Source organism: Janthinobacterium longum, assembly GCF_051380735.1.
GTDB lineage: Bacteria > Pseudomonadota > Gammaproteobacteria > Burkholderiales > Burkholderiaceae_D > Janthinobacterium.
In genome coordinates this window covers 34,351-60,478 of sequence record NZ_JBNYXQ010000004.1, presented here as the reverse complement: position 1 = coordinate 60,478, position 26,128 = coordinate 34,351, and the positions used below count along the sequence as shown (strand labels likewise).

Annotated in this window: 27 protein-coding genes; 9 read left to right on the top strand and 18 right to left on the bottom strand. The window is 61.7% G+C overall.

Annotated features, from left to right (window positions below):
- Nucleotides 1-197: 197 nt before the first annotated feature.
- The 9 genes from ACQ4WM_RS13025 to ACQ4WM_RS12985 all read right to left on the bottom strand — a co-directional run bounded on the left by ACQ4WM_RS13025 (nucleotide 198) and on the right by ACQ4WM_RS12985 (nucleotide 9,010).
- The gene (locus ACQ4WM_RS13025; RefSeq protein WP_436547095.1) at nucleotides 198-1,214 is read right to left on the bottom strand and encodes an L-threonylcarbamoyladenylate synthase; all 1,017 of its coding nucleotides are present in this window, start codon (nucleotides 1,212-1,214) and stop codon (nucleotides 198-200) included.
- Nucleotides 1,211-2,416: a 5-(carboxyamino)imidazole ribonucleotide synthase gene (locus ACQ4WM_RS13020; protein WP_436547094.1), complete on the bottom strand. Its 1,206-nt coding sequence runs from the start codon at nucleotides 2,414-2,416 to the stop codon at nucleotides 1,211-1,213. Before ACQ4WM_RS13020 ends, ACQ4WM_RS13025 begins: the two co-directional genes overlap by 4 nt.
- 12 nt (nucleotides 2,417-2,428) lie before the next feature.
- On the bottom strand, nucleotides 2,429-2,929 hold the full coding sequence (gene purE, locus ACQ4WM_RS13015; RefSeq protein ID WP_436547093.1) for a 5-(carboxyamino)imidazole ribonucleotide mutase: 501 nt from the start codon (nucleotides 2,927-2,929) through the stop codon (nucleotides 2,429-2,431).
- Nucleotide 2,930: 1 nt separating this feature from the next.
- Nucleotides 2,931-3,824: a phosphoribosylaminoimidazolesuccinocarboxamide synthase gene (locus ACQ4WM_RS13010; RefSeq protein WP_436547092.1), complete on the bottom strand. Its 894-nt coding sequence runs from the start codon at nucleotides 3,822-3,824 to the stop codon at nucleotides 2,931-2,933.
- A gap of 116 nt (nucleotides 3,825-3,940) precedes the next feature.
- Nucleotides 3,941-5,005, bottom strand: coding sequence for a class II fructose-bisphosphate aldolase (gene fba, locus ACQ4WM_RS13005; protein ID WP_436547091.1), 1,065 nt, complete (start codon nucleotides 5,003-5,005; stop codon nucleotides 3,941-3,943).
- An 87-nt stretch (nucleotides 5,006-5,092) separates the two neighbouring features.
- Nucleotides 5,093-6,541: a pyruvate kinase gene (gene pyk / locus ACQ4WM_RS13000; protein WP_436547090.1), complete on the bottom strand. Its 1,449-nt coding sequence runs from the start codon at nucleotides 6,539-6,541 to the stop codon at nucleotides 5,093-5,095.
- Between the two features lie 120 nt (nucleotides 6,542-6,661).
- Nucleotides 6,662-7,876 carry a phosphoglycerate kinase gene (locus ACQ4WM_RS12995; RefSeq protein WP_436547089.1) on the bottom strand — a complete coding sequence of 405 codons (1,215 nt, stop codon included), beginning with the start codon at nucleotides 7,874-7,876 and terminating at the stop codon, nucleotides 6,662-6,664.
- Between the two features lie 77 nt (nucleotides 7,877-7,953).
- Entirely contained in the window at nucleotides 7,954-8,304 is a 351-nt protein-coding gene (locus ACQ4WM_RS12990) for an AzlD domain-containing protein (protein WP_436547088.1), read from the bottom strand.
- Complete coding sequence (locus tag ACQ4WM_RS12985) at nucleotides 8,297-9,010, bottom strand: AzlC family ABC transporter permease (protein WP_436547087.1); 714 nt, start codon at nucleotides 9,008-9,010, stop codon at nucleotides 8,297-8,299. The genes ACQ4WM_RS12990 and ACQ4WM_RS12985 overlap by 8 nt, the downstream gene beginning before the upstream one ends.
- 259 nt (nucleotides 9,011-9,269) lie before the next feature.
- Between ACQ4WM_RS12985 and ACQ4WM_RS12980 the strand changes: the two genes are divergently transcribed.
- The 4 genes from ACQ4WM_RS12980 to ACQ4WM_RS12965 all read left to right on the top strand — a co-directional run bounded on the left by ACQ4WM_RS12980 (nucleotide 9,270) and on the right by ACQ4WM_RS12965 (nucleotide 11,649).
- On the top strand, nucleotides 9,270-9,464 hold the full coding sequence (locus ACQ4WM_RS12980; protein WP_436547086.1) for a zinc-finger domain-containing protein: 195 nt from the start codon (nucleotides 9,270-9,272) through the stop codon (nucleotides 9,462-9,464).
- Between the two features lie 168 nt (nucleotides 9,465-9,632).
- A complete protein-coding gene (locus tag ACQ4WM_RS12975; RefSeq protein WP_436547085.1) occupies nucleotides 9,633-10,058 on the top strand; it encodes a YybH family protein in 426 nt (141 codons plus the stop codon).
- Nucleotides 10,059-10,064: 6 nt separating this feature from the next.
- Nucleotides 10,065-11,066, top strand: coding sequence for a YheT family hydrolase (locus ACQ4WM_RS12970; RefSeq protein ID WP_436547084.1), 1,002 nt, complete (start codon nucleotides 10,065-10,067; stop codon nucleotides 11,064-11,066).
- On the top strand, nucleotides 11,059-11,649 hold the full coding sequence (locus tag ACQ4WM_RS12965; protein WP_436547083.1) for a DUF2946 family protein: 591 nt from the start codon (nucleotides 11,059-11,061) through the stop codon (nucleotides 11,647-11,649). The genes ACQ4WM_RS12970 and ACQ4WM_RS12965 overlap by 8 nt, the downstream gene beginning before the upstream one ends.
- Here ACQ4WM_RS12965 and ACQ4WM_RS12960 read toward each other — a convergent pair whose 3' ends face one another.
- Nucleotides 11,650-13,278, bottom strand: a complete 1,629-nt coding sequence (locus tag ACQ4WM_RS12960) for a M48 family metallopeptidase (protein WP_436547082.1) — start codon at nucleotides 13,276-13,278, stop codon at nucleotides 11,650-11,652.
- An 83-nt stretch (nucleotides 13,279-13,361) separates the two neighbouring features.
- On the opposite strand from ACQ4WM_RS12960, the gene moaC reads away from it, so the two are divergent.
- Nucleotides 13,362-13,868 (top strand): cyclic pyranopterin monophosphate synthase MoaC, encoded by a 507-nt coding sequence (gene moaC, locus ACQ4WM_RS12955; RefSeq protein ID WP_436547081.1) that lies wholly within the window; start codon nucleotides 13,362-13,364, stop codon nucleotides 13,866-13,868.
- Here the strand turns inward: moaC and ACQ4WM_RS12950 are convergent.
- The 8 genes from ACQ4WM_RS12950 to recA all read right to left on the bottom strand — a co-directional run bounded on the left by ACQ4WM_RS12950 (nucleotide 13,842) and on the right by recA (nucleotide 21,306).
- The gene (locus tag ACQ4WM_RS12950) at nucleotides 13,842-14,213 is read right to left on the bottom strand and encodes a DUF6713 family protein (protein WP_436547080.1); all 372 of its coding nucleotides are present in this window, start codon (nucleotides 14,211-14,213) and stop codon (nucleotides 13,842-13,844) included. The two genes, moaC and ACQ4WM_RS12950, sit on opposite strands and share 27 nt — an antisense overlap.
- Nucleotides 14,214-14,316: 103 nt before the next feature.
- On the bottom strand, nucleotides 14,317-14,781 hold the full coding sequence (locus ACQ4WM_RS12945) for a pilin (protein ID WP_436547079.1): 465 nt from the start codon (nucleotides 14,779-14,781) through the stop codon (nucleotides 14,317-14,319).
- Between the two features lie 213 nt (nucleotides 14,782-14,994).
- A complete protein-coding gene (gene sucD / locus ACQ4WM_RS12940; protein WP_308924206.1) occupies nucleotides 14,995-15,876 on the bottom strand; it encodes a succinate--CoA ligase subunit alpha in 882 nt (293 codons plus the stop codon).
- 13 nt (nucleotides 15,877-15,889) lie between these two features.
- Nucleotides 15,890-17,059, bottom strand: a complete 1,170-nt coding sequence (gene sucC / locus ACQ4WM_RS12935; protein ID WP_436547078.1) for an ADP-forming succinate--CoA ligase subunit beta — start codon at nucleotides 17,057-17,059, stop codon at nucleotides 15,890-15,892.
- A gap of 75 nt (nucleotides 17,060-17,134) precedes the next feature.
- Entirely contained in the window at nucleotides 17,135-17,695 is a 561-nt protein-coding gene (locus ACQ4WM_RS12930; RefSeq protein ID WP_436547077.1) for a DUF2889 domain-containing protein, read from the bottom strand.
- A 285-nt stretch (nucleotides 17,696-17,980) separates the two neighbouring features.
- Nucleotides 17,981-19,519 carry a methyltransferase regulatory domain-containing protein gene (locus tag ACQ4WM_RS12925; protein ID WP_436547076.1) on the bottom strand — a complete coding sequence of 513 codons (1,539 nt, stop codon included), beginning with the start codon at nucleotides 19,517-19,519 and terminating at the stop codon, nucleotides 17,981-17,983.
- 94 nt (nucleotides 19,520-19,613) lie between these two features.
- Nucleotides 19,614-20,072 carry a recombination regulator RecX gene (gene recX, locus ACQ4WM_RS12920; RefSeq protein ID WP_436547075.1) on the bottom strand — a complete coding sequence of 153 codons (459 nt, stop codon included), beginning with the start codon at nucleotides 20,070-20,072 and terminating at the stop codon, nucleotides 19,614-19,616.
- 127 nt (nucleotides 20,073-20,199) lie between these two features.
- The gene (gene recA / locus ACQ4WM_RS12915; RefSeq protein WP_436547074.1) at nucleotides 20,200-21,306 is read right to left on the bottom strand and encodes a recombinase RecA; all 1,107 of its coding nucleotides are present in this window, start codon (nucleotides 21,304-21,306) and stop codon (nucleotides 20,200-20,202) included.
- 218 nt (nucleotides 21,307-21,524) lie between these two features.
- Here recA and ACQ4WM_RS12910 point away from each other — a divergent pair, with 218 nt between their 5' ends.
- From ACQ4WM_RS12910 to ACQ4WM_RS12895, 4 genes are read left to right on the top strand one after another with little or no spacing between them, the layout of a single operon-like run.
- On the top strand, nucleotides 21,525-22,223 hold the full coding sequence (locus ACQ4WM_RS12910; protein ID WP_436547073.1) for a response regulator: 699 nt from the start codon (nucleotides 21,525-21,527) through the stop codon (nucleotides 22,221-22,223).
- Nucleotides 22,220-23,767, top strand: a complete 1,548-nt coding sequence (locus ACQ4WM_RS12905) for a sensor histidine kinase N-terminal domain-containing protein (RefSeq protein ID WP_436547072.1) — start codon at nucleotides 22,220-22,222, stop codon at nucleotides 23,765-23,767. Before ACQ4WM_RS12910 ends, ACQ4WM_RS12905 begins: the two co-directional genes overlap by 4 nt.
- Entirely contained in the window at nucleotides 23,760-24,047 is a 288-nt protein-coding gene (locus tag ACQ4WM_RS12900; protein WP_436547071.1) for a DUF4212 domain-containing protein, read from the top strand. Before ACQ4WM_RS12905 ends, ACQ4WM_RS12900 begins: the two co-directional genes overlap by 8 nt.
- Nucleotides 24,044-26,092 (top strand): sodium:solute symporter family protein, encoded by a 2,049-nt coding sequence (locus ACQ4WM_RS12895; protein ID WP_436547070.1) that lies wholly within the window; start codon nucleotides 24,044-24,046, stop codon nucleotides 26,090-26,092. Before ACQ4WM_RS12900 ends, ACQ4WM_RS12895 begins: the two co-directional genes overlap by 4 nt.
- Nucleotides 26,093-26,128 lie beyond the last annotated feature (36 nt).

Sequence of the window (26,128 nt, the reverse complement as noted above, 5' to 3'; positions counted from 1 at the left end):
CTATTCGCTACCCAACTAATATGCCATCGTTCTTCACGCTTGTATAGAAATTCAGTTTGAAAAAACAGCCAAATTACAACAACGCTTTCCGTCCTGGCAAGACGGCGCGACGGCGTCAATTATGGCGGAATGGCCATGATTATGGGCAAGGAGTTGTATTGCACTGCATCAAGAAAAAGCCCCTTGCGGGGCTGGTGTCAGACGCTGAGAAATTGTTGCAGGATGCCGGTCGAGCCGAATGCGGCCCGCCGCAGGCGGTCATTGATGCCCAGCCAGGCAGGACCGGTGGGCGGCGCTTCCACCAGGATCAGCTCTGCGCCGACCTGGTCCATCGTGCGCAGCGAGGCGTACAGCGCATAGGCGTAGGAAGCTGGGTCTTGCGCCAGGCGCACGCTGGCCGACGCTGGCGGCAGGTCCGAATAGTGTATCAGCGCAACCCGGCGCCCGGCATTGAGCAGTTGATTCAGTGTTGCGCCCAGCACATCGCCGTGCTGCATCGCAACAGGAGTATGTGGCGCATAGTGCGAATCGAGGGTGCCGGAGGCGCGCGGCGCGGCCGCATCGGGCAAGGCCGGCAACTGGCAGATCACCGCAGCGATCTGCTCGCCGCTGATATGGCCGGGACGCAGCAGCACCGGGCCATGCGTGGCCAGGCGCGACAGGTCGACGATGGTGGACTCGATGCCTACTTCGCTCTGGCCACCATCGAGCACGGCGCCCAGCAAGCCGCTATCGAGTTCGGCCTGGAATTCATCGCGCACATGCTGCGCGGTGGTCGGGCTGACATTGCCGAATTTATTCGCCGACGGTGCTGCCACGCCACCATTGCCGCCCTTGAAAGCGGCTAGCAATGCGATAGCCACCGGATGCGAAGGGCAGCGCAAACCGACCGTATCCTGGCCGCCGGACACCGCATCGGGAATATGCGCGGCGCGTTTGACGATCAGGGTCAGGGGGCCGGGCCAGAAAGCGGCCACCAGCTGCGTCGCTTCGACCGGCAAATCATCGCACCAGTGCGCCAGATCGGCGCCCGGCGCCACGTGCACGATCACCGGGTGGTCGGACGGGCGGCCCTTGGCTTGATAGATACGCGCCACGGCGGCCGGGTTTTCCGCATCCGCACCGAGGCCGTACACGGTCTCGGTGGGAAAGGCCACCAGCGCGCCCGCTTCCAGCAAGGCGGCGGCGCTGCTGATCGACTGCGGCACGCTCACGGCGCAATTCCCAGGATCAGGCAAGCATCGCGCAAACGTGCCTGCGCTTCGTCCAGGGTGGCGGCGACCAGGGTCAAATGACCCATCTTGCGGCCACGGCGCGGATCGTCCTTGCCGTACAGATGCAGGCAAGCGCCCGGCAGCGCCAGCACCTGGTCCCAGGCCGGTTCACGGATGGCATCGCTATCGCCCGCAAACCAGGCGTCGCCCAGAATATTGAGCATCACGGCCGGCGAGTGCTGGCGCGTGTCGCCCAGCGGCAAGCGCGCCATGGCACGCACTTGCTGCGCGAACTGGCTGGTGACACAGGCGTCCATGGTGTAATGGCCGCTGTTGTGCGGGCGCGGCGCCATTTCATTGACCACCAGCGTACCGTCGGCCAGCACGAAAAACTCGATGCACAGCACGCCGACATAGCCGAGTTCGGCCACCATGGCTTGCGCCGCGCGCTGCGCTTTTGCGGCGCAATCGTTTGAAATGTTCGGGCCGGGCACAGTGGTGGTAAACAAGATGCCGTCGCGGTGCACGTTTTCGGCGATCGGATACACCACCGAGGCGCCATCAAACCCGCGCACCGTCAGCACCGACACTTCATAGGCCAGCGGCAGCATTTTCTCCAGCAGGCAGGTAACCTGGCCCATGCCGGCAAACGCGGCGCGCACCTCGTCGCGCGAGCGCACGCGCACTTGCCCCTTGCCGTCATAACCCATGCGCACGGTTTTCAGGATGCCGGGCAGCAGATCGTCAGGGATCGCATCAATGTCGTCTTCGCTGGCAATCACCTTGTGCGGCGCCGGCAGCACGCCGGATTTTTCCGCACAGTCGACAAAAAACCGTTTTTCGGCGATGCGGTCCTGCGCCACCGACACGCCCTGCGCGTTCGGCGCGACAAACACGCTGCAGGCCAGGCGCGACAGGCCGTCGGCCGGCACGTTTTCAAATTCGGTGGTGACCGCCAGGCATTGCGCCGCCAGGGCATCGAGGCCGGCGCAATCATCATAGTCGGCATTGACCAGGCGCTGCGCGACCTGGCCCGCCGGGCAGTCGTCAGACGGTTCCAGTACCGCCACCTGGTAGCCCATGCTCTGGGCAGCCTGGGCGAACATGCGGCCCAGCTGGCCGCCACCCATCACGCCCAGCCAGGCTGGTGGATTGGCAGTGGGCAAGATGGGAGAGGAATGCGGATCGAAAGAATTGCTCAAAGAATTGCTCACTTAGTCCAGCGGTAAGGTCATCGCCTTGGCGGCGTCGGTTTGCGTGACACGGAACGCTTCCAGTTGCGCGGCCAGCGCATCGTCGTTGGCGGCCAGCATGGCCACCGCCGTCAGCGCGGCATTCGCAGCGCCCGCTTCGCCGATGGCGAAAGTGGCCACCGGCACGCCCTTGGGCATTTGCAGGATAGACAGCATGGAGTCTTCGCCGCGCAGGTATTTCGAGGGCACGGGCACGCCCAGCACCGGCACGATGGTCATCGCGGCCACCATGCCAGGCAGGTGGGCCGCGCCGCCGGCGCCGGCGATAATCGCACGCAGACCGCGCGCACGGGCGCTTTTCGCGTAGGCATACATTTCGTCGGGCATGCGGTGGGCAGAAATCACCTGCGCTTCGAACGGCACGCCAAACTGCTTCAGGATGGCCACGGCGTGCTGCATCACGTCCCAGTCCGAGGACGAGCCCATGATCACGCCGACCAGTGGTGTTGGTTGATCAGTCATCTCAGGCTTTCAGCTTTTCGCCGGTCAGGCGCTCGATGGCTTCGAAGTACTTGGCCTGGGTTTTGTCGATCACGTCGGCCGGCAGCGCGGGCGCCGGCGCCGTCTTGCCCCAGCTCAGGGTTTCCAGGTAGTCGCGCACGAACTGCTTGTCGAACGATGGCGGCGACATGCCGGGCTGATACGAATCGGCCGGCCAGAAGCGCGAAGAGTCGGCCGTCAGCACTTCGTCCATCAGGTGCATCACGCCATTGTCGTCCAGGCCGAATTCGAATTTGGTGTCGGCAATAATGATGCCGCGCGTGGCGGCGTAGTCGGCGGCCGCCTTGTATAGCTGGATGCTGATGTCGCGCATTTTGGCGGCCAGTTCCGCACCGATGCGCTGTTCCATCTCGGCAAAGCTGATGTTTTCGTCGTGTTCGCCCAGCTCGGCCTTGGCGGCCGGCGTGAACAGCGGTTCCGGCAGCTTTTCAGCCTGTTGCAGGCCGGCCGGCAGCTTGATGCCGCAGATGCTGCCCGTGTCCTGGTAATCTTTCCAGCCCGAACCGATGATGTAACCGCGCACCACCGCCTCGACCATGATCGGTTTGAGGCGCTTGGCCACCACGGCGCGCCCCACGACCTGCTCCACTTCCTCTGGCGCCACCACCGATTCAGGCGCCACGCCCGTCAGGTGGTTCGGCACGATATGGCCCAGCTTGTCGAACCAGAAATCGCTCATCTGATTGAGCACCTTGCCCTTGCCGGGAATTGGCTCGTTCATGACGACGTCGAAGGCCGACAGGCGGTCGGTGGTGACGATCAGGATCTTGTCGTCGCCGACGGCGTAGTTGTCGCGCACCTTGCCGTGGCCCAGCAGTGGCAGGGAATGGATGGAGGTCTGATAGAGGCTGTTCATAGCGGAGGGAGTGGTTGGATGAAACGAAACATGAAGCGAAACCGGCGCGCAGGACTATCGCCCGCCGGTCGGGAACAACGGGCCGGCAAGACAGCCGGCCCGCTCCAGGCAAGATTTTACTTCACAATCTGCGACAGCTCGCCGGCCTTGTAACGCTCGGCCATTTTTTCCAGCGAAATCTGTTTGATTTTCGACGCCTGGCCTTCGCAGCCAAACTGCTGGAAGCGGGCGCGCACGATCTGTTCTGCAGCCAGGCGAGCCGGCTTCAAATAGTCGCGCGGGTCGAATTTCGACGGGTTCTGGAACATGAACTGGCGAATCGCGGCCGTCATCGCCAGGCGGATATCGGTATCGATATTGATCTTGCGCACGCCATGGCGGATGCCTTCCTGGATTTCTTCGACTGGCACGCCGTAGGTTTCCTTCATGTCGCCACCGAATTCACGGATGATGGCCAGCAATTCCTGCGGCACCGACGAGGAACCGTGCATCACCAAGTGGGTGTTCGGGATGCGTGCGTGGATTTCCTTGATGCGGTCGATTGCCAGGATTTCGCCGGTCGGCTTGCGGGTAAATTTGTAGGCACCGTGCGAGGTACCAATCGCGATCGCCAGCGCATCGCACTGGGTGCGCTGCACGAAGTCGGCAGCTTGCGCCACGTCCGTCAGCAATTGCTCGCGCGTCATCGTGCCTTCGGCGCCGTGGCCGTCTTCCTTGTCGCCCTTCATGGTTTCCAGCGAACCGAGCACGCCCAGTTCCGCTTCCACCGTCACGCCGATGGCATGCGAGAATTTCACCACTTCGCGCGACACTTCGACGTTGTACTCGTACGAGGCGACCGACTTGCCGTCCGCTTCGAGCGAACCGTCCATCATCACCGACGAGAAGCCGGAACGGATGGCGGCCATGCAGATCGCCGGCGACTGGCCATGATCCTGGTGCATCACGACCGGAATATGCGGATAGGCTTCGATGGCGGCATCGATCAGGTGACGCAGGAAGGCTTCACCGGCGTACTTGCGGGCGCCAGCGGATGCCTGCATGATCACCGGCGAGTTCAGCGCATCGGCGGCAGCCATGATGGCCTGCACTTGCTCCAGGTTGTTGACGTTGAAGGCCGGGATGCCATAACCGTTTTCGGCGGCGTGGTCCAGCAATTGACGCATGGATACGAGAGACATGGTAATACTCCAGAGAACAATAGAAACTGTGGCGACGCTTCGCGGCGGGATCGGCCGCGCCGGCGTCTGTTTTACCTCACGCGTGGCTTAATCGTATTCACCCACACGAACAATCTTTAATGCATTGGTGCCGCCGGCCTGCCCCATCGGCGAGCCCCAGGTGACGACGATCATGTCGCCCTTTTTGACAATGCCATTGGCGACCAGCAAATCTTCAGCCTGTTTCAGCACTTGCGCGCTGCTGCCGTTTTGCAGCAGATGGTAGGCGCGCACATTGCGGTACAGGGCGGCCTTGCGCTGCGTGGTCACGCTGGGCGTCAGGGCAAAAATCGGGGTATCGATGCTGTGGCGGCTCATCCACAGCGGAGTCGAACCGGACTCCGTCATCGCCACGATGGCTTTCACGCGCAGGTGGTGGGCGGTAAACAGCGCACCGTAGGCGATCGACTGGTCGATGCGGGTGAACGTGACGTTCAAAAAGTCGGCGTCGAGCTTGTTGTATTCGGACTGCTCCGCTTCGACGCAGATGGCGGCCATCATTTCCACCGTCTCGATCGGGTAGCGGCCCGAAGCGGTCTCGGCCGAGGTCATCACGGCGTCCGTGCCGTCCAGCACGGCATTGGCCACATCGGAAACCTCGGCGCGGGTCGGCACGGCGTTGACGATCATCGATTCCATCATCTGCGTGGCGGTAATGGCCAGCTTGTTCGAGGCGCGCGCCATCTTGATCATGCGCTTTTGCAAGGCCGGCACGGCTGCATTGCCCACTTCCACCGCCAGGTCGCCGCGCGCCACCATGATGCCATCGGAGGCATCTAAAATTTCCTGCAGCACGGGAATTGCTTCAGCGCGCTCGATCTTGGCGATCATCATCGGCTTGTGTTGATACGGCTCGCCGGCGATATTGGCCAGGGTGCGCGCCATTTCCATGTCGGTCGCGCTTTTCGGGAAGGAAATGGCCAGGTAGTCGGCCTGGAAGCTCATCGCCGTCTTGATGTCTTCCATGTCCTTGGCCGTCAGCGCCGGCGCCGTCAGGCCGCCGCCCTGGCGGTTGATGCCCTTGTTGTTCGACAGCTCGCCACCGATCTTGACCACCGTGTGGATCTCGTTGACGACGATGCGCTCGACGATCAGCACGATCAGGCCGTCGTTGAGCAGCAATACATCGTCCTTGTTCAGGTCGCGCGGCAGCGCCTTGTAGTCGAGGCCGACGCGTTCCTGATTACCCAGTTCGCCATTCTCGCCCCACTTGGCATCCAGGATGAACTTGTCGCCCGCTTCAAGCTGGATGCGGCCGTTTTCAAACTTGCCGACGCGGATCTTCGGACCCTGCATGTCGGCCATGATGGCCACTTCGCGGCCGCATTCGGCCGCCGCCTGGCGCACCAGCGTCGCGCGGTCGATATGGTCTTGTGCCTTGCCATGGGAAAAATTCAAACGCACCACGTCGACACCTGCCCGTATCATCTTGACCAGGATCGCCAGGTCGGTGGAGGCAGGGCCGATGGTTGCTACGATTTTTGTACCGCGTGGCATAGAATTCCTTGTGCGAGAGCAAGACGTTGAGAGCATATCGACCGGGCGCTTGCGCGTCCGGCAAGGTAAAAGCGCAGCGGTCAGGCTGCGCTTGGTGCATGCATACTTTACAGCCGGCCCTTATTGGGCGGCGCGCTGCATCAGGATCTCGACTGCGGGCAAGGTTTTACCTTCCAAGAATTCCAGGAAAGCGCCGCCGCCGGTCGAGATATAGCTGATTTTATCGGTAATGTCATATTTTGCAATCGCCGCCAGGGTGTCGCCACCACCGGCGATCGAGAATGCCTTCGACTCGGCAATCGCCAGCGCCAGCGTCTTGGTGCCGTGGCCGAACTGGTCGAATTCGAATACGCCGACCGGGCCGTTCCAGACGATGGTGCCGGCGGCGGCGATTTGTTGCGCCAGCATGGCCGCCGTTTTCGGGCCGATATCGAGGATCATGTCGTCGTCTGCCACATCGGCCACGTCCTTGACGGTGGCCGTTGCGGTCGGCGAAAACTCCTTGGCGCACACCACGTCGACCGGAATCGGTACCTGTGCGCCGCGCTGGGCCATGATGTCGATGATGGCTTTCGCTTCGTCGACCAGTTCCGCTTCCACCAGCGACTTGCCGACATTCAAGCCAACCGCCTTCATGAAGGTGTTGGCAATGCCGCCGCCGACGATCAGGTTGTCGACCTTGTCGGACAGGGCCTTGAGGATGGTCAGCTTGCTCGACACTTTGGAGCCGGCAACGATGGCCAGCAGCGGCCTGGCCGGCGCGTGCAGCGCCTTGCCCAGGGCGTCCAGTTCGGCAGCCAGCAGCGGGCCGGCGCAAGCGACCGGGGCAAACTTGGCGATGCCGTGGGTGGACGCTTCGGCGCGGTGGGCGGTGCCGAACGCGTCGTTGACGTAGATATCGCACAAGCTGGCCATTTTTTGCGCCAGTTCATCGCTGTTTTTCTTTTCACCCTTGTTCACGCGCACGTTTTCCAGCAACACCACCTGGCCGGCGGCCAAGGACTCCAGGCCGGCGCCATCGATCCAGTTTTGTTTCAGTTCCACTGTCTGGCCCAGCAGTTCGGACAAGCGGGCGGCGACCGGCGCCAGGCTGTCGGCCGGCTTGAATTCGCCTTCGGTCGGACGGCCCAGGTGCGAGGTCACCATCACGGCAGCGCCAGCGTCGAGTGCGGCGCGGATCGCTGGCACGGAGGCGCGGATGCGGGTGTCTTCAGTGATCTTGCCACTGTCATCTTGCGGCACGTTCAGGTCGGCGCGGATGAATACGCGCTTGCCTTGCAGGGCGTTTTGGTCGATCAAATCTTGCAGACGGATGAAGTTGAGAACAGCTGACATGGCGATCCGGATGACGAGTGGAAGGAAGTGCGCTATTTTACCGCAAGCACCAGCGCAATTCGTCGATTTGTGCCCGTTTACTGAAAAACATGTAACAAACGCAATCCCGTGAAAACCAGCATGCCAAACACAATGGTTTGCAGCATATTGCGGCGTAGCAAGTAAAAAATCGTGGCGGCGATTCCGGAAAGCAACTTCAAATTTGGCAAGTCCAGCTGCAGCTGTGCGCTGTCCATCAACAGGTCGGGCGCAATAATCGCCGCCAGCGCGCAGGCCGGCGCAAAACGCAGCATCTCGTTGACGCGCTTCGGTATCGTGATGTGATGCCCGACCAGCCAGAAGGTACTGCGGGTGGCGGCCGTGGCCAGTACCAGCACCACGATGGTGGCCCATACATCAAAGCTGTTCATGTCGATTGCGTCAGCCATGTTTTTTCACCCATTTTTCCGTCAGTTCTTCCACTGCCATGGCGGTGATCATGCCTGCCAGCACTGCCACCAGCAGGCCCAGTTTATAGGGCAGGCGGAAAGCGGCGACTGCCACCGCGCCCGATACCAGCACGCCGCACAGCGCTGCGCGGCCCAGCACCAGCGGCACCGTCACGCAGATAATGGCCAGGGTACCGGCAAAGCCCAGGCCCCATTCGGCGGGAATCGCGGCGCCAAGGAAAATGCCGGCCAGCGAGCCGACCTGCCAGGCTGTCCAGTTCGGATAAATCAGGCCTTTTAAAAACGGCACCTTGCCCGGGTCCGGTGTTTCCAGCGGGTAGCGCCGCAGGAACAGGCCAACCGCGATATCGCCGGAAATATAGCCAAGCGCCAAACGCTGGCGCCACGGCAGGTGGGAAAAATGGGGTGCCAGCAGGGCCGAGAAAATCACGAAGCGCAGGTTGACCACCAGCGCAGTAGCAAAAATCACCCAGATCGGCGCGTGCGCGGCCAGCAGCGGCAAGGAGGCCAGCTGGGCCGAGCCGGCAAACACCAGCAGGGTCATTGCACTGGCCTGCGTCACGCTCAAGCCGCTTTTCACCATGGCGATACCGACCACCATGCCCCAGGCGGCGATGCCGACCAGGGTCGGTGCGCCCAGCAGCAGGCCTTCGCGGAACGACTGGCGTTGCGCGGTGGTGCTCAAACGGCGCTCCGGGCGGCAAAGTGTAGTATTCGCACAACGATGGTGCAGGCAAACGGCATCGCGAGCGGCGATGAAATGGCGGTATCAGGGTTCATGGTGGCGGCGGGCACGCGCGCTTTTCGTATGAAAACGGCGGCTTGCGCTAGCGGATCAAGCTGCCATTCTACGGATGAATTTTACTGCCTGCACGAATCCGTTAAAATCGTGGTTTTCGCAGCATTCTTAACTACATAACTTTAGCCTCACGGAGCATGACAAGATGACAAACACCACCCAGCCAGCGGTCGAACTCGACGGTAAAGACCTGCCAGCCTATTGCCCTAACCCGGCCATGCCGCTGTGGTCGTCCCATCCGCGCGTGTTCCTCGATTTCAGCAACCACGGTGAAGCCAAGTGCCCGTACTGCGGCACGGCCTACAAACTGAAACCGGGCGCCAGCGCCGGCCACCACTAAGAACACCTAACAAAACCTACTGCGCGTCGGTATTTGCGGCCTGCGATGCTCACCGTACCTTCGTACGGTTGCACTTCTCAGCCACAACTCCCTTCCGCTCGCTACGGTTTTGTTAGGCGTTCTAGAACCTCATAAAATTAACCATCAAGCCTCAAGACCGGAGTTGTCATGAAAAGTGTGAAGGAATTGAATGGCAGCGCCGCCGAAGTCGAAACGGCTTTCTATGATGCCCTCAACCGCGCAGACCTCGATGCGCTGATGGCGCTGTGGGCCGACGATGAAGAAATCGTCTGCATCCATCCGGGCGGTGCGCGCCTGATCGGCCATGCCGCCATCCGCGCCTCGTGGGAAGCCGTGCTGGCTGGCGGCGGCCTGCATATCCGGCCGACCCAGCTGCATGAAACGCATAATCTGATGAGCTCGGTTCACACGGTAGTCGAAGGCAGCACCGCCAGCGAAGGCACGCCTGCGCATTTGCTGGCCACCAATATCTACGTGAAAACGCCGCGTGGCTGGCGCATCGTGCTGCACCATGTCTCGATCGCACCCGGCAGCGCACCGACGGACGCGGCCGGAGCGCAGATCCTGCATTAAGGTTCCATGAACTACAGCGCGCCTTTCTGGTTGCCTGGTGGCCATCTGCAAACCATCGTGCCGGCCATCTGCCTGGACAAGCCGGCGGTGGCGTTCCGGCGCGAGCGCTGGCAGGCGCCCGACGGCGATTTCGTCGACGTCGACCTGGTCGACGGCCAGCCTGGCCAGCCCTTCGTGGTGCTGTTTCATGGCCTGGAAGGCTCGTCAAACAGCCATTACGCACGCGCGCTGATGGCGCAAGTGGCTGCGCGCGGCTGGTCGGGTGCGGTGCCGCATTTTCGTGGCTGCTCGGGCGAGGCTAACCTGGCGCCGCGCTTCTATCATTCGGGCGACGCGCAAGAGGTGGACTGGGTGCTGCGCCGTTTGCACCCGCGCGCGACCGGGAAGTTTTATGCAGCCGGCGTCTCGCTGGGCGGCAACGCCCTGCTGTGCTGGCTGGGGCAGTCGCAGCATGCAGCGGACTTTGTCGATGCGGCGGCTTCCGTGTCGGCGCCGCTGGACCTGGCGCAAGGCGGCAAGGCCTTGTCCTCGGGTGCGAACCGCTTGTACACCCGCATGTTTTTACAAACGCTGAAACCGAAGTGCCTGGCCAAGCTGGAGCAGTTTCCCGGCCTGTTCGAGCGTGAAGCCATGCTGGCCGCGCGCGACCTGCATGCGTTTGACAATGTGGTGACGGCGCCCCTGCACGGCTACCGCGACGCCGACGATTACTGGCACCGCGCCAGCGCCAAACATGTGTTGCACGACATCACCGTGCGCACGCTGATCCTGAACGCGCAGAACGATCCTTTCCTGCCGGGGCAACATTTGCCACGCTGCGCTGCACCGGCCGTGACGCTCGATTATCCGCGCCATGGCGGCCATGTCGGCTTTGCCAGCAGCAATCTCGACTGGCTGCCGCGGCGCCTGCTGCAGTTCTTCGAACAAGGCAGCGCGGCGCCATCGTTGACGCAAAGCTGTCAGGCTGACAGCATTGACCACCCTAAGGAAGCTGCCCTACATGGATGACCTCGTTAAACAGGCGATGGCCAAATGGCCGAATGTTCCCCACTGCTACGGTTGGCTGGCATTGGACGCGCGCGGCAACTGGCGCATGCGCGACGAGCACGCCCAGCAATCGCAGCTGCCCGGCGACAAAATCGCCCACGCCGCCCTGCTCGGCTTTATCAACCGCAACTATGACCATGATGAACGCGGCTGCTGGTTTTTCCAGAACGGCCCCCAGCGCGTCTATCTGAACCTGGAAGCAACGCCGTTTATTGCCCGCAGCGATCCGCAACACGGCTTTGTGCTGCAAACGGGCGCTACCCTGCCGGCGCTTGATGCGGCGTTTCTATGCGATAACGGTGCGCTGATCCTGCAACAGGGCGACATCGTCGCGCAGGTCGATGACCGCGATATGGCGCAGGTGATGGCGTTGCTGCAGCTCGATGGCCAGCCGGTGGGCGACGAAGCGCTGCTGGCCTGGCTGGAACACGCCAGCGGCAAGCTGAGCTTGCAATATGGCGGCCAGGCAATTGCGGCAACACCGCTGGCCCATGAACAGGTGCCACGGCATTTCGGTTTCCAGCGCACGCCGCAGCCGGCCTGACTACGACTTCTGGTCCTTGAGCTGCTCGCGGCGCTTTTCCTGCAGCTCGCGTTCGCGCGCATCGATCACGGCCTGGTCATAAAAAGTGGCGTCGTTCGACTTGCGCGCGATCGTCAGCTGGTCCAGCGCGGCCATGGTGGCGCCCTGCAGCACATACGATTCGGCCAGCGCAAGATGCTGCAAGGACCGCTTGCCCTGGCTCGCATAAGCCTTGGCCAGCAGGTCGTACAATTCCGGCTCTTCCTTGTACAACTGCACCTGGTCACGCAGGTAGAGCGTGGCCTTGTCGAGCTGCTTGTCGGCGATCAGCGCTTCCGCATATTGATAGGCAATCCCGCGCGACAGTGGAAACTGGTGGCGCGCCGCATCGGCTGCCTTCACCGCCCGGGGTGCGACCTCCGGCTTTTGCGCCGGCATCAACAGCACTTCCAGCTCCATTGCCGCCAGCAGCGAATTGGGGCCTTGCGTGCCGCTTGACGTCAACACGTTCGGCCCGGCCGGCTTGTGCAACGCCGCGTTGGCCGCATCGAGCTCGGCCTGCGCCTCAGCCGTCTTGCCCTGCTTGATGGCGATAAACGCCAGCCCATAGTGGGCCGCCGTCACCTGGAAACGGCTTTGCTGTTCCAGCTGCGTCTTGAAGGTTGCTTTCGCGTTCAGCAAACCCTGCATGCTTTCATCCTGCAGCACGCGTGCACGCGCACGCGCCAGGTGGAAATTCAGGCTGTCGGGCCGCTGTTTATAGGGCTGCTCGCGGATGCGCGCCTGGATATCGGCAATGCGCTCGGTGGTCAAGGGGTGGGTCTGCAGATACGCTGGCATCAGGTCGCTGTACGAGCGGCTGGCTGCCTGCATGCGGCCAAAGAAAGCCACCATGCCGGTGGTGTCGAAACCAGCTTCGCCCATGATCTGGAAACCGATGCGGTCCGCTTCGCGCTCGGCGTCGCGGCCGAAATTGATCTGGCGCTGGATCGCCAGGCCCTGGCCGGCGGCGAACACGCCCATCGCCACGTCACCGCCGGCGCGCGACGCCAGCGCCGCCAGCAAGATCGCCGCCAGCGGCATCAGTGCGTCCTGGCGCTGCTGGCCCAGCATGCGCGCGACATGGCGCTGCGCCACATGGCCGATCTCGTGCGACAGCACGGAAGCAAGTTCCGCTTCGGTCTGCGCCGCCAGCAACAGCGCCGAATGCACGCCGATAAAGCCGCCCGGCAAGGCAAACGCGTTCAGTTGCGGATCGCGCACGACAAAAAAGAAATAATCGTAGCTGGTTTCGCCGCGCACGCTGGGCCGCGCCGCCACCAGCGCATTGCCGAAGGTATTCATGTATTCCAGCAAGGGCGCATCATCGAGATAATCGCGGTCGCCCCGAATGCTGCGGATAATCTCTTCGCCGATCTTGCGCTCCATGGCAGGCGACAGGTCTTCGCGCGAAGCATCGCCCAGGTTGGGCAGGTTCGGCACGGGCGCCACCGGTAGCGGGGTCCAGCTGCTGGCAGGCTTGACCGGTGCGGCGGCCGGTGCCGGCGTTTGCGCCAGCGCCAGAGGGGCGGCCAGCAGCAAGGCCGACAGCGCACAGGCCTTGAAGCAAGCAACAGGATAAAAGGGGCGGGATTTCACGGCTGCTATCATAACCCGTAAGCGCCATCATTTTCCACACGCGCGCCGCCCCCTATAATGGTGGCCATCATCATTGCCAACAACGCCCCCACACCATGACCACACCCGAGCAAGACGCCAGCGCTGGCGCACTGACCCACTTCGACGCCACCGGCCAGGCCCATATGGTCGATGTGGGCAACAAGGAAGACACGCGCCGCAGCGCCGTGGCAGCCGGCACCATCCGCATGCAGCCGGCCACGCTGGCCATCATTGTCAAAGGCAACGCCAAAAAGGGCGACGTACTGGGCATCGCCCGCATCGCCGCCATCATGGGCGCCAAGCGCACCAGCGACCTGATACCGCTATGCCACCCGCTGGCCATTACACGCGTCACGGTCGACTTCGAAATCGACGAAGCGGCCAGCAGCGTCCACTGCCGCGCCCAGGTCGACACCCTCGGCAAAACCGGCGTGGAAATGGAAGCGCTGACCTCGGTACAAATCGGTTTGCTGACCATCTACGATATGTGCAAGGCGGTCGACCGCGGCATGGTGATGACCAATGTGCGGGTGCTGGAAAAGCATGGCGGCAAGTCAGGTGACTGGACGGCGGCTTTGTGAACGCAGGTCATTCAACAGCCACAGTGCGCAGCCCAGGCACAACCCGATGACCGCCATCGACAGCGGCAAATGAAACTGTTCCAGCCCCGCCAGCGCAAAGCCGGCGTGGATCACAAAAGTGGCCATGCCCAGCGCGGTGCAGATGCCGGCATACAGGCGCGCGCGAGGCAGCGCCAGCAGCACCTGCCGGTAGCCGGCCAGCACTATTGCAATCGCCGCCAGGTTAAACACCAGAAAGCCCTGCACGCCGCCGGGCAGGTAAAACATTTCCCATTCACGCCAATAGGCGGCGTCGATCTGATGCAGGATCAGGCATAACATGGTCCAGAAGTAGCTGCGCGCCATGGCGTCTTTCTTAATAAACAATAGCGCGCGATTGTAAAACAAGGCAGGCAGCTTGTCCGCTCTTTTTGACAACCATGCTTTTCAGCCCATGCCAGGCATGGCATCACAACGCCGCCACGGCCTTCGCAATATTGTTGCGCAGGATGGCCTGTTTCGCCGCCTCATTGCTGACCGTGGTGCTGTTGAACCAGGTCAGGCTGCTGCTGCCCGATTCCATCGTCATGGTGATGGTCTGGCCGCCGATGCCGGTGCCCAGGTCGGGCGCCAGGGTCAGGGTGATATTGCCATCGGCCACGCTGCCACTGGCCACTTCGCGCGTGGGGCTGAAAGCGGGGATCGGGCTGGGCTTGGCCTCGGTGGTGGTGCTGCAGGTGGATGCCTCGCCACCATTTTCCTGCACGCACAAGGCCACCGCCGTTTTCAGCGGCGCGGCTGCCGCCAGCACGTTGCTGACCTTGGCGCGCATCGTGTAGTCGCTGTATTGCGGGATGGCCACGGCCGCCAGGATGCCGGCGATCGCCACCACTATCATCAGTTCTATCAGGGTAAAGCCGGCTTGGGCGCGCATGGTGTCCTCCTGTTGTCAGATGCTCACCAGGGAAAATGCAAGCGCTGTGCCAGCGCCGCGCACGGGCAAGGCTGGGCATCGAGGCAACAAAAACGACGCATTGTGTCCGGTTGCGACCATGGCGGTCGCTGCGCGACCAGAATGGCCGTGGCTGCCAGACAATAAAAAAAGGAGCCGAAGCTCCTTTTTTTGTACTGATTTGACCGCGCTGTATTACAGCATGGCTTTCAGCAGACGCGCCATTTCCGACGGGTTCTTGGTGACGGTGATGCCGCATGCTTCCATGATTTCCAGCTTGGCTTGTGCCGTATCGGCACCGCCCGAGATCAGCGCGCCGGCGTGGCCCATGCGCTTGCCTGGAGGCGCGGTGACGCCGGCGATAAAGCCGACCACCGGTTTTTTCATGTTGTCCTTGATCCAATAAGCAGCATTGGCTTCGTCAGGACCACCGATTTCGCCGATCATGATGACCGCGTCGGTATCCGGATCGTCATTGAACATCTTCATGATGTCGATGTGTTTCAGACCGTTGATCGGGTCGCCGCCGATGCCGACTGCCGACGATTGGCCCAGGCCCAGTGCGGTCAATTGACCAACTGCTTCATAGGTCAGGGTACCCGAACGCGATACCACGCCGATGCGGCCCTTTTTATGGATGTGGCCTGGCATGATGCCGATCTTGATTTCGTCTGGCGTGATCAAACCTGGGCAGTTAGGGCCCAGCAGCAGCGTTTTGCTGCCCGATTTGGCCATGCGGTCTTTCAAGGCCATCATGTCACGTACTGGAATGCCTTCGGTGATGCAAATGGCCAGATCCATTTCAGCTTCGACAGCTTCCCAGATCGCGGCGGCCGCGCCTGCTGGCGGCACGTAGATCACGGAAACGTTGGCGCCGGTTTCTTTTTTCGCTTCGGTCACGTTGGCGAAAATAGGAATGCCTTCGAAGTCTTCGCCGGCTTTCTTCGGGTTCACGCCTGCCACGAAAGCGGCTTTGCCGTTCGCGTAGTCGCGGCAACCGCGGGTGTGGAACTGGCCGGTCTTGCCGGTGATCCCTTGGGTAACGACTTTGGTATCTTTATTGATCAGAATGGACATGTTGATTCCTTAATTAAGCTTGACCGGCAGCAGCGGCAACGACGCTCTTGGCTGCATCTTCCATGGTGTCGGCTGCGATGATAGGCAGACCGGAATCGGCCAGCATCTTTTTGCCCAGGTCTTCGTTGGTGCCCTTCATGCGCACCACCAGCGGTACGTTCAGCGAAACGGCTTTGACCGCAGCGATAACGCCTTCGGCGATCACGTCGCAACGCATGATGCCGCCGAAAATATTCACCAGGATGGCTTTCAGGCCCGGGTTTTTCAGCATGATCTTGAACGCTTCGGTGACTTTTTCTGCCGTGGCGCCGCCGCCGACGTCGAGGAAGTTGGCTGGCTCGCCGCCGAACAGTTTGATGGTGTCCATGGTGGCCATGGCCAGGCCGGCGCCGTTCACCAGGCAGCCGATATTGCCGTCGAGCGAGATGTAGGCCAGGTCGAATTTCGACGCTTCGATTTCAGCTGGATCTTCTTCGTCCAGGTCGCGCAGGGCAATGATTTCCGGATGACGGAACAGGGCGTTCGGGTCGAAGTTGAACTTGGCGTCCAGGGCGATAACCTTGCCGCTGCCGGTAACGATCAGCGGGTTGATCTCGGCCAGCGAGCAGTCGGTTTCCCAGTAGGCTTTGTACAGGCCTTGCAGGTTGACGCGGGCGTCGGCGATGGAACCGGCAGGCACGCCGATTTTGGTCGCGATGTCGTCTGCCTGGGCATCGGTCAGGCCAACGCTAGGCTCGATGGTGACGTGGTGGATTTTTTCAGGGTGGCTCTCGGCCACTTCTTCGATGTCCATGCCGCCTTCGGACGAGGCCATCAGGACAATCTTCTGGGTCACGCGGTCGGTGACCAGCGAAACGTACAGTTCCTGTTTGATGTCGGCGCCTTCTTCCACCAGCAGGCGGTTGACTTTCTGGCCTTCGGCGCTAGTCTGGTGCGTGATCAGCTGCATGCCCATGATCTGGTCAGCATATTCCTTGACCTGCTCGATCGATTTTGCCACTTTCACGCCGCCGCCCTTGCCGCGGCCACCTGCGTGGATCTGCGCCTTGACAACCCATACCGGGCCGCCCAGGGTTTCCGCAGCCTTGACGGCTTCGTCGACGGACATGCACGCGATGCCGCGTGGTACCGTCACTCCGAATTGCCGGAGGATTTCTTTGGCTTGATACTCATGGATTTTCATGCTGGCTTCCCTTCTGATACTGATTTGTAAAAATACGGTTAGTGGTGCAAAAAAACAGGAAAAACTGCGCCGGAATCACGCTTTGGCTACCCAGCGCGGGTAATACTGTGCAACTGCCCCGCCGTCAGTGCGCAGGGCGTGGCATTTGTCGAGTTGAAACGGCTTTTCATGCGGCAAATCAGCATTCGCACCGTCACGGGTCGACCAGACATCGCCGGCAAATGCCTGAACCGCCGCAGTCGGCAAGACTTGCGCCAGTTCGGTCAAATGAGTACAGCCAGCGATTCCCGCCAGGCGCTGTTTCAAGTCGCGGCGGAAATTCTTCAATAGATTCAGACCGATCAGTTCCCGGTAAGCGGGGCCGATGGTATCGCAAAAACCGGGATAGGGTACAAAATCGGAGGCAGCTTCGGCCTCGACGATGGTCAGTTCGCTATCGACAGTAATGCGTAAATGGAGGTCATGCAGGGGGGTGCCGGCGGCACGGGGGCCAGAAGCCAGGGTCGCGTCGAACGATTTGATGTCGGTGATGCGCGCGTCGATATCCCACAGGCCGTCGTCGCGCAGATACGCTTGGACGTCGATAACGCGGGAGTGCCGTAAGGCGCGCCGGGATACGGGAGTTGACAGGGGCATGGACCGATGCCGCTTGCGCGGCTTAATTTAGTAAGCAGCCATGTGCATAAAGCACGCCGTTCGCAGCTTCTACGAACAGCAACCGCACCTGCGGCGCCGCAAAAACCCTAAAAGTGTAGCACATTGCGCGCCGGTTGCGACGCAACATAATTTTCCGTGCTTAGTTAAAAACATTTCAAATTATAAATACAAACAACGATTTCCATAACATCATTCAATTTCTGAATGATGGCTATCATAAAAATCACGGTTCGTGCCAGCGCCCACCGGACTCAGGCTTCGGCGTCAGTCGGCCACGCCCAGTGCCTGCATAATCGGCAGCACGGTGACGCGGAAGCGTTCCGCTTGCACAGCCAGTTCGGCCAGGTTGTCTTCTTCCGTTGTCAGCACCGTGCCATTGCGCACCACGGTTTGCTGCAGTGCGCGCATGGCCTGCCAGGCAAATGCTGCGCAGGCGTCGCTGTCCTGATGACCTTCCAGTCGGGCCAGCAGGAACAACTGTTGCAAATGCAACACACCGACACCACCGCCTGTCACCGGACTGGCCAGCGCGGCCAGGTCGGTGCGACCCCGCGCCTTTTCCAGCAGATGCCGGTTCAGCCTGCCCGAGGCCGGCCGCGCCAGCGCGATTGCGGCGTCATCCTGTACCGGCGAAATACAGGCTTTATGCGCCAGCACCAGCAGCATCTGCAGCAAGTTGCCCAGTTCCGCGATACCAGAGGGCAAACGCTGTTGCAGTTCGCCTATCGTATGAGGCTGGTAATCGGCGAGCAGTTCCAGCAGCGGGCCATAGACGGCCTGGTCCATGTCGGCCTCACCCAGGGCGCCGGTGACCTTCATGGCGATCTGGTCGACCGGCGCCACCAGCAAGATGCGCACGGCGCGCAGTGCGACAGCCTGCTCATGGGCGGTCAGCTTGCGGCTGCCCTTGACCCAGTAATCCTGGCGGAACTGGCGGTTGACCAGGAAGTCGGTGGTGTTCTCGCGGAAAGTGGCGTCCGGAATCTGCGCCAGGAAAGCCAGGTGTTCGGGCGACAGGTTGAGGGGTGCAACATGATCGGGGTAGGCGGCCGAACCGGCAAACTCGAGCTTGACGGCGGCCAGCACCGGCTTGAGCGCCGAAAACGACACCGGCTGCCAGTAATGATTGAAGTATTCGTGCGACAGGTAATTCGGGTCCTGCTCGCCGATCTGCTGCAGGCGCACGGCGATGGTGGGATTGGCTTGCAGGTAGCGCGGGCGGGTCTCCATCATGCGGTTGACGAAGGACAGCGCGCTGCTCACGCGCGTCAGGGAATCCTGCCCCGGCGCACTCATCACGCGGCTGTGCTGCTCCATCAGGTCGCGGATCGGCGCCATCGCCGCCCAGCCCGCCTGCGTGTTGTAGCTGATATACAGCACGCCGCCCGGTTTGAGCTTGCGCGCCAGGAAAGCGGCGATATGCGCCTGGTTTTCCGGCGAGATCCAGCTCCAGATGCCGTGCAGGGCGATAAAATCAAAGTCAGGCAGGTCGCTCCGGGCGCAAAAATCCTGGAACGATTGTTCCGACAGCACAGCGCCATTGCCAGACACTTCAGCCAGTTCCTGCGCAAAGGCGGTGTGGGACGGATTGAAATCGGTGCCATGCCAGCGTACGCCCGACGCCGCGGCATGGATGTTGACGCTCATGCCCTGGCCAAACCCGAGTTCGCATGCGGTGCTGATCCTGGGCGGCTGTATTCCCCAGCTCAGCAGCAGCAACTGCGTACGCAAGGGGTTCAATTCAGTGTAATAGCCATAGGTGTATGCGGTTTCGGCCGTGTAGCCGGCATGCCAGTTGCTCATCAGGTGTCCCGTATTCCATGGTAGAGAATGCCGGCGTGCCCCATGCGCCACCGTCTGTGGGCAGAATAACTGATCCTTGCCTGCAAGTTAACAATTATTGATCGTCGTCGGGCTCGAGCCCCTTGATTGCCACCTGCACGGCGCGCTGCGAAAAGCCGCGCTGCATCAGGAAACGCATCTGCTTGTTGCGCTGTTCGGCGTCCACCGCGACAGTGCCGAACTTGCGGCGCCACACCTCGCAGGCACGTTCGGTTTCGCCTTCGGCCAGGCCGGCCTTGAGTTCCTGCAGCGCCTCGCCCTGTATGCCGTGACTTTGCAACTCGGCCATGATGCGGCTGTTGCCGAAGCGGGCCGAGCGGCGGTGAATCAGCGATTCGGAAAAGCGCTCCTGCGACAGCCAGTTGGCTTGTTCCAGGCTGTCGAGCAAGGCTTCCACATCGTCGTCTTCCTGCGCATGGCGCTGCAGCTTGCGGCGCAATTCCATACGGCTGTGTTCGCGCATCGACAGAAAGCGCAAGGCCCTGCCCTTCAGGCTTAATTGCACTCTGGCCATATCCTCACCTTGTTTCTGATTGAACTGTTACTGCGATGCAAACACAATCGCCGCCCGGCGCAACAGCGCGGGACGGCGATCATGGTCCTACCTTGCGGCAAGCCGCTTTACTCTTTACCAGGCCACTTTATTCAGCAGCTTTGGCTTCCGCAGCCTTGGCAGCCTTCTCGGCGGCTTTATCGGCTTTTTCAGGCTTTTCGCCTGCCAGCGGTGGCAGTTCGCGCACGCCCAGCGAAGCGCGTACCTTGTTTTCGATTTCACGCGCCAGCGCCGGGCGCTCTTGCAGGAAAGCGCGGGCGTTGTCCTTGCCCTGGCCGATGCGTTCGCCGTTGTAGCTGTACCACGAACCGGATTTCTCGACGATTTTCGCGTCCGAACCGAGGTCCAGGATCTCGCCTTCGCGCGAGGTGCCTGCGCCGTACAGGATGTCGAAGTGCGCTTCCTTGAACGGTGGCGCGATCTTGTTCTTGACGACCTTGACCTTGGTTTCGTTGCCGATCACTTCGTCACCCGACTTGATCGAGCCGGTGCGGCGGATATCAAGGCGCACGGAAGCGTAGAATTTCAGCGCATTGCCGCCGGTGGTGGTTTCCGGGCTACCGAACATCACGCCGATCTTCATGCGGATCTGGTTGATGAAGATGACCAGGGTATTGGTGCGGTTGATCGAGCCGGTCAGCTTGCGCAGCGCCTGCGACATCAAACGCGCTTGCAGGCCTGGCAGCGAATCGCCCATGTCGCCTTCGATCTCGGCGCGTGGCGTCAGGGCCGCCACCGAGTCGATCACCACCAGGTCGACGCTGCCCGAACGCACGAGGGCGTCGCAGATTTCCAGCGCCTGTTCGCCCGTGTCCGGTTGCGAGATCAGCAGTTCATGCAGGTTCACGCCCAGCTTCTGTGCGTAGCCGACGTCAAGCGCGTGCTCGGCATCGATAAAGGCGCAAGTGCCGCCCAGTTTTTGCATTTCGGCGATGGTTTGCAGCGTCAGCGTGGTTTTACCCGACGATTCAGGACCGTAGATTTCCACCACGCGGCCGCGCGGCAAGCCGCCCACGCCCAGCGCGATATCGAGGCCGAGCGAACCGGTCGACACGACTTGCACTTCTTCGATCGGTGCGCTGGCATCCATGCGCATGACCGAACCTTTGCCAAACTGCTTCTCGATCTGCGCCAGCGCGGCGGCCAGCGCCTTGGCTTTTTCCGATGCGGGTACTACAGCTCTTTTATCGTCCATTTTGTTCTTTCAGCCCGAACTGGCGCGTGGGTAAATAGGGTTAATGCATCAAATTCATCACAGACACTACTGTATAAAAAAACAGTGCTTAATGCAAGCGGAACGTGCATTTGAATTGAAACAGATCATTACAAGACGGGTTTTTCATAAATATTCGCCACCTTGCGCAAAATGAAACACAATACACACTTCTGATGTCGCAAGCTTAGGAATCTGCCATGCGTATTTTACTTGCCGAAGATGACAGCGTGCTGGCCGACGGGCTGACCCGTTCGCTGCGCCAGTCTGGCTATGCCATCGACTGCGTCAAGAATGGCCAGGAAGCCGATACAGCCCTGTCCACCCAGGAATTCGACCTGCTGATACTCGACCTGGGCCTGCCCAAACTGAGCGGCCTGGAAGTACTGCGGCGCCTGCGCGCGCGTGCCTCGCTGCTGCCGGTGCTGATCCTGACGGCCGCCGATTCCATCGAGCAACGCGTCAACGGTCTCGATCTCGGTGCCGATGATTATATGGCCAAGCCCTTCGCCTTGTCCGAACTGGAGGCAAGAGTGCGCGCCCTGACCCGCCGCGGCGCCGGTGGCGGCGCCACTGTCATCAGGCATGGTCCGCTCAGCTATGACCAAGTCGGGCGCAGCGCGTATCTCAACGAGCAGATGATTGACCTGTCCGCGCGCGAACTGGGCCTGCTGGAAATCCTGCTGGGCCGCACCGGCCGGCTGGTGTCGAAAGAACAGCTGGTCGACCACCTGTGCGAATGGGGAGAGGAAGTGTCGAACAACGCCATCGAGGTGTATGTCCACCGCCTGCGCAAGAAGATCGAGGTGGGCGGCGTGCGCATCGCCACCGTGCGCGGCCTGGGTTACTGCCTGGAAAAATACACGGAAGCGCGCGTGCCGCTGGACGCTGGCAAGTGAAGTCCGGTACAGCGCCAGCCGAAGAGCTGGCCGAAGACGACTGGTACGAGCCGCCCACCAGCGAGCAAGATGAAACCATCCAGCATTCGCTGTTCGGCGAAATCCTCGACTGGATGCTGGCGCCGCTGCTGCTGCTGTGGCCGATGAGCATCGCCATCACCTACCTGGTGGCCAAGGGCATCGCCAACCAGCCCTTCGACCATGCGCTGGAAGACAGCGTCACCATGCTGGTGCAGCAAGCCAAGCAAACCGATCTCGTGCAAACCCATGGTGCGCAAACCGGCGGCAAGTTGCCCGGCCGCACAGGAGACAAAGCGCGCGAGGCGCTGCGCGGCGACGATGCCGACGCCGTGTACTACCTGCTGCTCGACCAGCAGGGCCGCTACCTGGCCGGCGACCGTGACTTGCCGCCGCCGCAGGATGCCGAACGCTACCGTAGCGGCACGGTACTGTTTCGCAATGACGCCGTGCATGGCACGCCGGTGCGCGTGGCGTTTTCGTATATCGACACGCCCGACGGCGACGATGGCGAGCGTGCGCTGGTGCAAGTGGCCGAAACCCTGGAAAAACGGGCTCAGCTGGCCAACGAAATCATCAAGGGCGTGATTTTGCCGCAATTCATTATTTTGCCCATCATCCTGGCGCTGGTCTGGTTTGCGCTGTCGCGTGGCTTGTCGCCGCTGGCGCAACTGCAGGAACGCATACGGGCCCGTCCGCCCGACGACCTGTCGCCTATCGATTCAAGCCAGGTACCCGAAGAAATCACGCCGCTGGTCGGTTCGCTCAACGACATGCTGTCACGCCTGTCGCTGTCGATCGAGATGCAGAAGCGCTTTATCGCCGACGCCGCGCACCAGATGAAAACGCCGCTGGCCGGCATGCGCATGCAGTCCGAGCTGGCCTTGCGACAGACCGACCAGGACGAGATCCACCGCTCCTTGCAGCAACTGGCAAAAAGCTCGGAAGCGGCTACGCGCCTGGTGAACCAGCTGCTGGCCCTGGCGCGCGCGGAAAACCAGCCGCAGGCGGGCACGGCTTTCGCACCGCTGGAACTGAGCGAGCTGGCGCGCACCGTGGTGCAGGACTGGGTGCAAGCCTCGTTTGCCCAGCAGATCGACCTGGGCTTCGAACAGGCAACAGAGCCGGTGATGATTTCCGGCAATCCCATGATGCTGCGCGAACTGCTGGGCAACCTGATCGACAACGCACTGCGCTATACACCGGCGGGCGGCAGCGTGACGGTGCGCGTACGCAGCACGGCCGAGCAGGCGATCCTGGAAGTGGAAGATACCGGACCCGGCATTCCCCAGGCAGAACGCAGCCACGTGTTCGAACGCTTTTATCGCATTCTTGGCAGCAATGTCGACGGCAGCGGCCTGGGTCTGGCCATCGTGCGCGAAATTGCCCAGCAACATGGCGCCGAAGTCGACATTTTTCACAATCCGCGCGCACACACGCCTAAGTTGCCAGGCACCCTGCTGCGCCTGACGTTTGCGCTGCTGCCGCCGGAACCACCGCTCGAGGACGAGATTACCTATGGATAAGGCCAAGCCAGCGCCCAGCCCCAGCCTGCTGGCGCGCCGCGCCGCACACTGGCAAGCCACGCAACGATTGACGGCGGTGCTGCTGCTGGTATGGCTGCTGACAGGATTTCTGACCGTGTTTTACGCGCGTGAACTGCTGCATTTGCACCTGTTCGGCTGGCCACTGCCGTTTTACATGGCGGCCCAGGGTGCATCTTTGGTGTATCTGGCCATCATCGGCTGCTATGCCTGGCGCATGCGCCGGCTGGACCAGCAATGCCAGGCCGGGACATTGCCATGAGCGCGCCACGCAGCCTGTTCAAGCGTCTGGCGCGCTATTACCTGCTGTTTGCGGCCGGCTTTGCCGCTTTTTTGCTGGCCTTGACGGTACTGGAACAGGAGGGCATGTCGCGCGTATGGATAGGCTATCTGTTCATGTTCGCCACCATCACCCTGTACGCCACCATCGGCGTCATCAGCCGCACCTCGAACGTCACCGAATACTATGTGGCCGGGCGGCGCGTGCCGGCCCTGTTCAACGGCATGGCCACCGCCGCCGACTGGATCTCGGCGGCCAGCTTCATCAGCCTGGCCGGCGGACTGTACCTGAACGGTTTCGATGGCCTGGCCTTCATCATGGGCTGGACCGGCGGCTATTGCCTGGTGTCGCTGCTGATCGCGCCCTATCTGCGCAAATTCGGCCAGTACACGATTCCCGATTTCCTGGCGGCGCGCTATGCGGGCGGGCCTGCTGGCCGTGGCGCGCCGGTGCGCGTGCTGGCCGTGGCCGCCACGATCGTGGTGTCGTTTATCTATGTAGTAGCGCAGATTTACGCGGTCGGCCTGATCGCCTCGCGCTTTACAGGCGTCGATTTTTCGGTCGGCATTTTCCTCGGCCTGGCCAGCATCCTGGTGTGCTCTTTCCTGGGCGGCATGCGCGCCATTACCTGGACGCAAGTGGCGCAATACATCATCATCGTGGTCGCCTTCCTGATTCCCGCCATGTGGCTGTCAGTCAAGCATGCCGACAATCCGGTGCCGCAGATCGCCTATGGCAAGGTGCTGACGCAGCTGAGCGCGCGCGAGCAGGTGCTGGGCCAGGATCCGAAAGAGCAGGAAGTGCGCGACATCTACGCCCAGCGCGCGCACAACTACCAGGCCGACCTGGACGGCTTGCCGGCCTCGTGGGAGGCGGGCCGGCTGGCGGCCCAGCGCCAGCTCGATATCCTGCGCAAGCGCAACGCTTCGCTGTTCGATATCCGCAGCGCCGAGCGCACCCTGATCGCCTATCCGAAAAGCCCGGAAGAAGCGCGCAGCGCGTGGCAGTCGGCGCTGGCCCTGAATTTGAAACGGGCCGAACCGATCACGCCGCATGCCCAGCCGTTTCCCGCGCCCGACCGCGCGCAATCCGATATCAAACGCAACAATTTCCTGGCCCTGGTGTTCTGCATGATGCTGGGTACGGCTGCCCTGCCGCATATCCTGATGCGCTCGTACACCACGCCGTCGGTGCATGAAACCCGGGTCTCGGTATTCTGGACCCTGTTCTTTATCCTGCTCATTTACCTGACCATTCCGGCGCTGGCGGTGCTGGTCAAATACGATATCTACTCGGCCCTGGTCGGCACCCAATATGCGCACTTGCCGACGTGGGTGTCGTACTGGGCCAATGTCGACAAGCTCAGCCCATTGATCAGCATCGTCGACGTCAATCGCGACGGCGTGGTGCAGCTGGCCGAGATCGCCATCGACGCCGATGTGCTGGTGCTGGCCACGCCCGAGATTGCCGGCCTGCCGTATGTAATTTCGGGCTTGGTGGCGGCCGGCGGCCTGGCTGCCGCCCTGTCGACGGCAGACGGCTTGCTGCTGGCCATTTCCAACGGCCTGTCGCACGACATCTATTACAAGGTAGTCGACCCGACCGCCTCGACGCAAAAGCGCGTGACGATTTCCAAACTGCTGCTGCTGGCGGTGGCCTTTATCGCCGCCTATGCGGCCTCGCAAAAGCCGGCCGACATCCTGTCGCTGGTGGGCATCGCCTTTTCGCTGGCCGCCTCGACCCTGTTTCCGGCACTGGTGCTGGGCGTGTTCTGGAAACGCGCCAACCACCATGGCGCCGTGGCCGGCATGCTGGCCGGCTTTGGCGTGTGCCTGTACTACATGTTGCAGGCCAGCCCGTTGCTGGGCGGCGGACCAAGCGGCCAGTGGTTCCATATCGCGCCGATCGCCGCCGGCATCTTTGGCATGCCGGCCGGCCTGGCGACGGCCATCCTGGTCAGCCTGCTGACACCGGCACCCAACAAACGCAGCAGCGGGATGGTCGACCATATACGGGCACCGGAATAAGCGCGTCAAACAGAAGGCCGCGGCTGGGCGCCGCCG